This window comes from Pseudomonas sp. P1_F1_2 (assembly GCF_056405815.1).
In genome coordinates this window covers 1-7865 of the sequence record NZ_JBFUBK010000170.1, presented here as the reverse complement: position 1 = coordinate 7865, position 7865 = coordinate 1, and the positions used below count along the sequence as shown (strand labels likewise).

At 55.8% G+C, this 7865-nt stretch carries 9 protein-coding genes and 2 pseudogenes; 6 read left to right on the top strand and 5 right to left on the bottom strand.

The features are described from left to right. Positions 1-483 precede the first annotated feature (483 nt). A pseudogene (locus tag AC1D2P_RS29755) lies at positions 484-865 on the bottom strand (transposase); the annotation flags it as partial. Positions 866-957: 92 nt separating this feature from the next. Then, the gene (locus AC1D2P_RS29750; protein ID WP_477811736.1) at positions 958-1185 is read right to left on the bottom strand and encodes a BPSL0761 family protein; all 228 of its coding nucleotides are present in this window, start codon (positions 1183-1185) and stop codon (positions 958-960) included. 745 nt (positions 1186-1930) lie between these two features. Here AC1D2P_RS29750 and AC1D2P_RS29745 point away from each other — a divergent pair. Next, positions 1931-2212: a helix-turn-helix domain-containing protein gene (locus tag AC1D2P_RS29745; protein ID WP_477758500.1), complete on the top strand. Its 282-nt coding sequence runs from the start codon at positions 1931-1933 to the stop codon at positions 2210-2212. Positions 2213-2233: 21 nt separating this feature from the next. Here AC1D2P_RS29745 and AC1D2P_RS29740 read toward each other — a convergent pair. Next, positions 2234-2344, bottom strand: a pseudogene (locus tag AC1D2P_RS29740) (hypothetical protein); the annotation flags it as partial. A 273-nt stretch (positions 2345-2617) separates the two neighbouring features. On the opposite strand from AC1D2P_RS29740, the gene AC1D2P_RS29735 reads away from it, so the two are divergent. The 4 genes from AC1D2P_RS29735 (at position 2618) to AC1D2P_RS29720 (ending at position 6018) form a co-directional block, all read left to right on the top strand. After that, positions 2618-3619 carry an AAA family ATPase gene (locus AC1D2P_RS29735; protein ID WP_477758501.1) on the top strand — a complete coding sequence of 334 codons (1002 nt, stop codon included), beginning with the start codon at positions 2618-2620 and terminating at the stop codon, positions 3617-3619. After that, positions 3616-4947, top strand: coding sequence for a DUF58 domain-containing protein (locus AC1D2P_RS29730; protein WP_109785055.1), 1332 nt, complete (start codon positions 3616-3618; stop codon positions 4945-4947). The genes AC1D2P_RS29735 and AC1D2P_RS29730 overlap by 4 nt, the downstream gene beginning before the upstream one ends. A gap of 141 nt (positions 4948-5088) precedes the next feature. Further along, on the top strand, positions 5089-5337 hold the full coding sequence (locus tag AC1D2P_RS29725; protein ID WP_046033264.1) for a hypothetical protein: 249 nt from the start codon (positions 5089-5091) through the stop codon (positions 5335-5337). A gap of 306 nt (positions 5338-5643) precedes the next feature. Further along, positions 5644-6018 carry a DUF6124 family protein gene (locus AC1D2P_RS29720; protein ID WP_046033263.1) on the top strand — a complete coding sequence of 125 codons (375 nt, stop codon included), beginning with the start codon at positions 5644-5646 and terminating at the stop codon, positions 6016-6018. 63 nt (positions 6019-6081) lie between these two features. Here AC1D2P_RS29720 and AC1D2P_RS29715 read toward each other — a convergent pair whose 3' ends face one another. Further along, positions 6082-6441: a PilZ domain-containing protein gene (locus AC1D2P_RS29715; protein ID WP_046033262.1), complete on the bottom strand. Its 360-nt coding sequence runs from the start codon at positions 6439-6441 to the stop codon at positions 6082-6084. 241 nt (positions 6442-6682) lie between these two features. After that, on the bottom strand, positions 6683-7054 hold the full coding sequence (locus AC1D2P_RS29710) for a tetratricopeptide repeat protein (protein WP_046033261.1): 372 nt from the start codon (positions 7052-7054) through the stop codon (positions 6683-6685). A gap of 189 nt (positions 7055-7243) precedes the next feature. Here AC1D2P_RS29710 and AC1D2P_RS29705 point away from each other — a divergent pair. Then, on the top strand, positions 7244-7865 hold a 622-nt coding region (locus tag AC1D2P_RS29705), incomplete at its 3' end, for a pyruvate kinase (RefSeq protein ID WP_477811735.1).

Sequence of the window (7865 nt, the reverse complement as noted above, 5' to 3'; positions counted from 1 at the left end):
GATCGAGACACCGATCAATGCTGCGCAGAAGTGATTGGCTGGGATGTGATCTTCAAGGTTGAACGAGTAAAACAGTCGCTCCTGCCCACTCGATAACTGTCCCATCATGCTGTGTGATCCCCCGCCGGCCAATGCAGCAATTTTGCCGCAGCCCAGACATGGGAGCTACTTTTTCAACAGAATCGGCCGATTTTTGCCTGTCGCCACCGTTTGCTTTAGGTCGAGTCTAGCCAGTCATGGAGCTCATGTGCACTGGTCAAGTCGAATGCAAGGGGTGGTTAAGTCCATGCAATTACTCATATAAAAAGGCGAAGTGGAATGTACTAAAACGCATGGCTTGAGCAATGTCAGTAGCCAGGTACATCCAAAGGGTTGGCTTTCCGTGGTGACTACTTATTCCCTTCAAAAAATGCCCCTAAAGCTCCTATGACTTATGGAGAACTGCGCAAAATTTTCATTCTTGGCTGATCGCTGCTCACGTTTGGTTAAGAGATTGAAGTTGCGGCAAAGCACTACGAATTGTCGGCAGACGCTGCGAATGGCTTTGCCATTGTCTTTGCGAAAGTCAGTAATGGTTTTGAATTCCGGGGCCAAACGCCCTGTCAGCCACATCAACTCGACGTTGCGCTCTAGTCGGCGGCTGGACTGAATCCGATTGAGATAGCCGTAGATATAGTTCTTCAGGAAGATCGCTGCATGGTAGTCCGGACGACCCGTTGCAGCAGGATCAACACCTCGAAACCCAAGTGCCCTCAGGTCGAGGTGTCGACGAAAACGTCGACCAATCGCACTCGATTTTCTCGTCCAGACACTCCGGCAACAACGTGACTTGCGTCAGAGCCTCACCTTCAACGAATCGCTTCATCGCCCCCGCCACGGTCTAGACGATCTGTAGATTAGACAATCGCTGGCGTTTTCACACAGCCTGGGTCGGAAGCCGCCTGTTGTGTTGCACTCCTACCAGTCTTCAGTTGAGGAGCAAAAAACGGGGCCAAATGTGCCTATCCCTATTTTTTTCGCTTGCTCCTCAATTAGGCCAGCCTGGAGAACATCGTGCTTAGTCGGAAAGTGGCGTAAAAGGAAGTGAGCGTTTTGTCTAACGCGTTCGGGCACTTCTGTGTCGCGAGCAAGCTCCGTCAGGAAAGCGTGAGTTTGTGCAACGGATCTGGTCCGTTCAAATGGCATCGTCATTTAAGCCTCACTAATTTTTTACTAGCAGTAGTCCTCGTCATCAAACCACCATAGAGTTGAATGCCATCCTGACAAAATCCTCCCTAGGTCTCCAAAAGGGTATTGCTGAGGGTCGGGAATAGATGCACAGGAATTTTTGTAATGGTTCTCGAAGGGTATTCCAGAATCTGAAAGTTTTTGTCTGCCCCCGCAATGTCGGCAGATGATACAAACGCCATTGAGCTTCCACCGTTTTGCCCACTCAGCGAGCTCAGTCTCCACCGACTGGTTTATGCGTTTTACCTCTTCGGGCCGACCCTCGCGGCCCCAATCATCTTGGAATCCCATTTTTGTTCCTTCTACTTGACGGCCTGGTCCGGCTCCAAGTGTTGCGACCTCTCACCCCAGAGCAGAGGTCATCAAGCCAACTGAGCGTTCCCAAGCGGACAAAAAAACGTTCCGTCTTCAAGCAGCGTACGCTCCTGCAATTCGACGTAGTCGGGAGAACGCGGTGACTTCGTTTTCCAAGACGTATCAATCACACCAATGCAACACGTCTGCTGCCGGTTCCCCTTTCAATAGCCGCTGTCGCAGCATCTCACCGCCCATAGCAGTAGGAAGGCATTGTGTCGAAGCTATGTGGGAGAGGAAAATGCCCCCTTTCCCGTAAAAATCAGACTGATACGCTAAATTATACTGCATACAGTATAGAACAAAACAGCTTTGACCGGCTTTATCGTTCCTTTTGCGAGAAGTACTTATGCGATTGGAACTCAAGCAGGCCATTGGCACCTCCATCAAGTCCTATCGACTTAAGAGAGACATTCCGCAAGAAAGCTTAGGTCCAAGCCAGCCTTACATAAGCAACCTCGAAGCAGGAAGAGGCAGTGCGTCGATAGACAAAATCGAGCAGATGGCAGACGTTCTCGGGGTTCATCCCATGAGCATAATCTTCGCTGGCTATCTCACATCAATAGAGGATGCCAACAGGGACCAGTTGTTAGAAAGGATTCGAATTGAGCTAGCTGAAATAGGGCTGTAACGAATCTTAGAGGCAATCCGCACGCGCCACCCTGCGGCTGAACTGAATTCTCTCAGATAGCCGTAGATATAGATCTTTAGCAAGATCCGCCGGATGGTAGGCCGGAAGGCCCTTTGCAGCAGGATCAACACCAGAGCGAGTAAATGGACGAAAGCTCGAGCACTCAAATTGGATTTTCTTCGGTTACGTAATCCATTCTGAAATCGCGTGCTCCCTGACCGCCTAGACTAACCTCCACCTCTGACGAACGCTTAAATGAGGGGTTGTCGTGGGATTGCATTGAGGCAGATTGGCAGTCACTCACTCGTCCCACGCGTAAAAAATACGTGAAAAAAGTTAGATTAGGTAAGTGACTGATTTATGGAAGATAAAAACAATGTAACAGTTACCAAGGCTCCGGAACTTATGAGTGAACAGATCGAGCCCGGCAGCGCGACCCACGCTGCCCAGCAACGCCACCGTGCCAGTCAGTTGGCTCAGGCGGTGAGAACCGAACTGCAGAAAGCCGTGATTGGTCAGGACACGGTCATCGACGACGTGCTGACGGCATTGATCGCTGGCGGCCATGTGCTGCTCGAAGGCGTGCCGGGGCTGGGCAAGACCTTACTGGTGCGCGCCCTCGCCCGCTGCTTCGGCGGCGAATTCGCACGCATCCAGTTCACCCCCGACCTGATGCCCAGCGATGTCACCGGGCACGCGGTCTACGATCTGAGCACCGAACAATTCAAACTGCGCAAAGGGCCGCTGTTTACCAACCTGCTGCTGGCCGACGAGATCAACCGCGCCCCGGCGAAAACCCAGGCCGCACTGCTCGAAGCCATGCAAGAACGCCAGGTCACCCTCGAAGGCCGCGCCCTGCCCATCGTGCAACCGTTCATGGTGCTCGCCACGCAAAACCCTATCGAGCAGGAAGGTACTTACCCACTGCCCGAAGCCGAGCTCGACCGCTTCATGCTCAAAGTGCGCATGGACTACCCCGATGCCGAGCAAGAGCTGAACATGGTGCGCCAGGTCAGCCGCTCGACCCGCGCCGACATGCTCGATGTGCAGCCGCTGCGCACCCTGTTGCAGGCCAAGGACGTGTCGACCTTGCAGCGCATCGCCAGCGATTTTCCGCTGGACGATCAGGTGCTCGATTACGCCGTGCGCCTGGCCCGTGCCACCCGCACCTGGCCCGGCTTGACCCTCGGCGCCGGGCCTCGGGCGTCCATCGCGCTGGTGCGTTGCGCACGGGCTCGCGCGTTGCTGCGCGGCGGTGAGTTCGTGATTCCGGATGACATCAAAGGCTGCGCCCTGGCGGTGCTGCGTCATCGCGTCCGGATCGCACCGGAGCTCGACATCGAGGGGCTGGACGTCGATCAAGTGCTCAAGCAACTGCTCGATCAAGTACCGGCGCCGCGCCTGTGAAACCCTCGCGCCTGCTGCTGATCTGGCTCGCGATCCTGCTGGCCATCGGCATCGTGCTGGGCGCATTGCGGGCACTGGACTTCGCCGTCCCGTCGACCCTGTTGTCGATCAACTGGGGGCTGCTGCTGGCCCTGTTGGCGCTGGCTGTGCTCGACACCATTCGCCTCAAACGCCTGCCCTCGCCGCGCGTGCACCGTCACATGCCCGGCAGTCTTGCATTGGGCCGGTGGAGTGAAGTGCGACTGGACATTGAACATGCGTTTGCTCAACCGCTGAACGTACAGCTTTTCGACCATGTGCCGCCGGGACTGAGTTTCGAAAACCTCCCCCTGTCCGTCGAACTGCAACCCGGGCTACAGAGCCAGATTGGCTATCGATTGCGTCCGCTCAAGCGCGGCCACTTCAGCTTCGAACACTGCGAAATCAGCTTGCCGAGCCCCTTGGGCTTATGGTCCGACAAGCGTCTGCTGAACGTGATCGACAACACCCGCGTCTACCCCGACTTCGCTCGCCTCTACGGCGGCGAACTGTTGGCGGTGGACAACTGGATCAGCCAGCTCGGCGTACGGCAGCGCCAGCGTCGCGGGCTGGGCCTTGAGTTCCATCAACTGAGGGAATTCCGCGAAGGCGACAGCCTGCGCCAGATCGACTGGAAAGCCACCGCCCGCCAGCGCACGCCGATCGCCCGTGAGTATCAGGACGAGCGCGATCAACAGATCATTTTCATGCTCGATTGTGGCCGCCGAATGCGCAGCCAGGATGGCGAGCTCGCGCATTTCGATCACGCGCTGAATGCCTGCCTGTTGCTCAGTTACATCGCCCTGCGCCAAGGCGATGCGGTGGGCCTGAGCACATTCGCCAGCGATCATCCCCGTTACCTCGCCCCGGTCAAAGGCACTGGTCAACTGAACGTGTTGCTCAACAGCGTCTACGACCTCGACAGCACCCAACGCCCCGCCGATTACCAGGCCGCCGCCACCCAGTTGCTGGCCCGCCAGAAACGACGGGCGCTGGTGGTGCTGGTCACCAACCTGCGCGATGAAGACGACGAAGAACTGCTGACCGCCGTCAAACGTTTGAGCAAGCAACATCGGGTGCTGGTGGCGAGTTTGCGCGAAGACTTGCTCGACAATTTGCGGCACGCACCCGTGCAAACCTTGCCGGAGGCGTTGGCTTATTGTGGGACGGTGGATTACTTGAATGCGCGGGCGGAGCTCCATGAGCGGTTGAGTGCTCATGGAGTGCCGGTGGTGGATGCGCGGCCCGTGGAGTTGGGTGCAAAATTGGTGACTCGATATTTGGAATGGAAAAAAGCCGGAACAATTTAATGGTAAGTCGCAATCAATTGGTTAGGTCTTGAGACGCAAACAAATATGCTGAACGAGCATTAATCACTAGTACTTATTTGATAGTACTCGCAAAAAACACTCTGACTTACAACCTCATCGTTTAGTCAAAAGGAATTGTTCATGGACGAGAAAATTCTACTCACTTCAGTGTTAACGAAACTCTACGAGAACCAACTGGCGCTAGGCGCAGCAGTAGAAGAGCTATCAAACTGGGTGGAACGACACGGTGCTACCGAAGTGGCGGGTAACATCCGAGGTGCGCTGGATACGCTTGATCGAAACCAAGACTTTATATCTTTGGCGCTTCTGTCTATCTCCACAGATTTCAACGAACCAAAAGAGCCAAAAAGTCCGGATCCTGACGTCTAGCTGATCTTCAATTTCATGCAGCTTCTCCTCAATTACTTTCCCATGCTCTTCATCGTGCAGTAGCTAGGGGAAGCTGCTCTGCCATGTCGCGAAAAGCGCTCCTAGCATCTAACTCACTTTTTGCCCCCGTCGCTTGGCTCTCACATAGCCGCGCAAACGACTACAGAATGAAGCGCCACTGCCTACAGATCTCATCGACCCTGTCTGATTGTGACGTTACCTCTCCCAACATAAGGTTCTCCTATCGGCAGTTACCACCCTTTCATCTCATTCCGAAATGGTGAAGCCCCAACAAGGAGATAACCAATGCCCCCCCAACCCGAGCTACCCGAAACGAATCTTCGTTCCCCCTACAGCTACCTCGACCCGAGAAAACTCCACGAGGCGGCTAAAAAGGCGCTCGACCATTATCTCGAACCCGACATCACCTCCCTCCGCTCATCCCGAGACCGCGCCATGAAAATGTTCACTGTTGCCCCTGATGCCAATCCCGAAGCCCTGACCATCCAGACCTACGAAACCTTTTCATCGGTCAACATTCTGCTGCTCGACCTAGCCGAAAGCCTAGATGACAAGCCGCGGCACCTGGCGATGTTGATTTATCAGTTGAGTGAGTTGGGATTGATGCTGGTGGAGCGGTCGCTGGATAACGAACAGGCGATTAAACGACCTGAGCTTTGAGTTTGAGATGCCTTAACTGACGCCATCGCGGGCTTGTCCGCGATGGCGAAAGCGCCGCTAACTTCAGGCCGACGCCGGCAACGGCTGAAAACTGAAGTATTGCTGTAACGCACTCACCAGTTGCCCATACTCCGGCGGTGCCCGTTGCAGGCTGAAACCGGCGTCATAGTGGTGAGGGGTCGCGTCTTCGTGGCACCACAGGCAACACGCCCGAAAATCGATGACTTGCAGGCAACCGTTGCAACCGGGGATTTTCAGGCGTAAATCGAAATCGGCGCCAATCATCATCGGCAACTGGCTGATCAGCATCAGTCCGTCGGCAGAGACATTGCCCAGAAACCCGATGGGTTTGTCAGTGACGCTGTTGAACACCTTCAGGAAATACGGCAGTTGATGCCGCTCGATACGGCGGTTGGTAAACATGCGTAATTCGCCCAGCAAGGCCCTTAAGCAGAGCCGCACTACTGCTTCGGAACGAGCCTGCGTGACTTGTTTAGAGGTAGGCGCGCTCTCCCCGCTTCCGGTGCGACAGTCCACACAATGCTGACGCTCACTGCTGCCGGTCACAGGCATGACCTCGGTTCAGAGGCAAGGGCTCTGAAACCGATCTATTGGACTATAGCTCACCGCCACCGGTGAGCCAGCCGTTGCATGACAACTGCAATCAGTAAGTCGGGCGCGGGGCCGCTGCGCTGCGGATCGGGTAATGGCCCGTGCTCTGCAGGGTTTCCAGACGGGCGCGGGCGCGGTAGGCGTATTCGCTTTGCGGGTAGGTCGCGATGATGAACTCGTAAGTCTGCGCCGCATCGACGAACAGCATCTGCCGTTCCAGGCACTGGCCACGCATCATCGAGACTTCCGGCCACACATAAGGCCGCACGCGACTGGAGCGCTCGACTTTCGACAACTCGAGCATCACCTGCTCGCAATTGCCACGGTCATAGGCGCTGTAGGCGAGATTCAAATGATGGTTCATGGACCAACGGGCGCAGCCCGTCACACTGAGGGCAAGGACGGCAATGAGCGCAAATCGCATGGGGGGTTCTCCTGTCTTGAGCCCTGTATCGACCCGTTGAGTAAAAACTTCAGGCTGCCTGCACCAAAAGCATTCGCCTGGAGATAAAAGCGACGAACAAGATCTTTATAAAAAGTAGTGCAAACGAACAATGACTACACCCCTAGAGCATAGTAGCCTCACTCAGCGCTTGAACTCAGGAGTCTTTGCATGTCCGTCCGTCGTACCAAAATCGTCGCTACCCTTGGCCCGGCCAGTAACTCGCCGGAAGTTCTCGAACAGCTGATTCTGGCTGGCCTGGACGTCGCCCGCCTGAACTTCTCCCACGGCACCCCCGACGAGCACAAGGCTCGCGCGAAGCTGGTGCGTGACCTCGCCGCCAAGCACGGCCGCTTCGTGGCCCTGCTGGGTGACCTGCAAGGCCCGAAAATCCGTATCGCCAAATTCGCCAACAAGAAGATCGAGCTGAAGATCGGTGATCAATTCACCTTCTCCACCAGCCATCCTCTGACCGAAGGCAACCAGCAAGTGGTCGGCATCGACTACCCGGACCTGGTCAAAGACTGCGGCGTGGGCGACGAGCTGCTGCTCGACGATGGCCGCGTGGTAATGCGCGTTGATACTGCCACCGCCACCGAACTGAACTGCACCGTGCTGATCGGCGGCCCGCTGTCCGACCATAAAGGCATCAACCGTCGCGGTGGTGGCCTGACGGCTCCGGCCCTGACCGAGAAAGACAAGGCCGACATCAAGCTCGCCGCCGAGATGGAAGTCGATTACCTCGCCGTGTCCTTCCCGCGTGACGCTGCCGACATGGAATACGCCCGTCAAC

What these genes read in the sequence shown, in the direction of transcription:
- AC1D2P_RS29725 (WP_046033264.1), top strand. Translation starts at nt 5,089, where the DNA reads ATGGACGAGAAAATTCTACTCACTTCAGTGTTAACGAAACTCTACGAG.
- AC1D2P_RS29735 (WP_477758501.1), top strand. Translation starts at nt 2,618, where the DNA reads ATGAGTGAACAGATCGAGCCCGGCAGCGCGACCCACGCTGCCCAGCAA.
- AC1D2P_RS29710 (WP_046033261.1), bottom strand. Translation starts at nt 7,054, where the DNA reads ATGCGATTTGCGCTCATTGCCGTCCTTGCCCTCAGTGTGACGGGCTGC.
- AC1D2P_RS29715 (WP_046033262.1), bottom strand. Translation starts at nt 6,441, where the DNA reads ATGTTTACCAACCGCCGTATCGAGCGGCATCAACTGCCGTATTTCCTG.
- AC1D2P_RS29745 (WP_477758500.1), top strand. Translation starts at nt 1,931, where the DNA reads ATGCGATTGGAACTCAAGCAGGCCATTGGCACCTCCATCAAGTCCTAT.
- AC1D2P_RS29750 (WP_477811736.1), bottom strand. Translation starts at nt 1,185, where the DNA reads ATGCCATTTGAACGGACCAGATCCGTTGCACAAACTCACGCTTTCCTG.
- AC1D2P_RS29720 (WP_046033263.1), top strand. Translation starts at nt 5,644, where the DNA reads ATGCCCCCCCAACCCGAGCTACCCGAAACGAATCTTCGTTCCCCCTAC.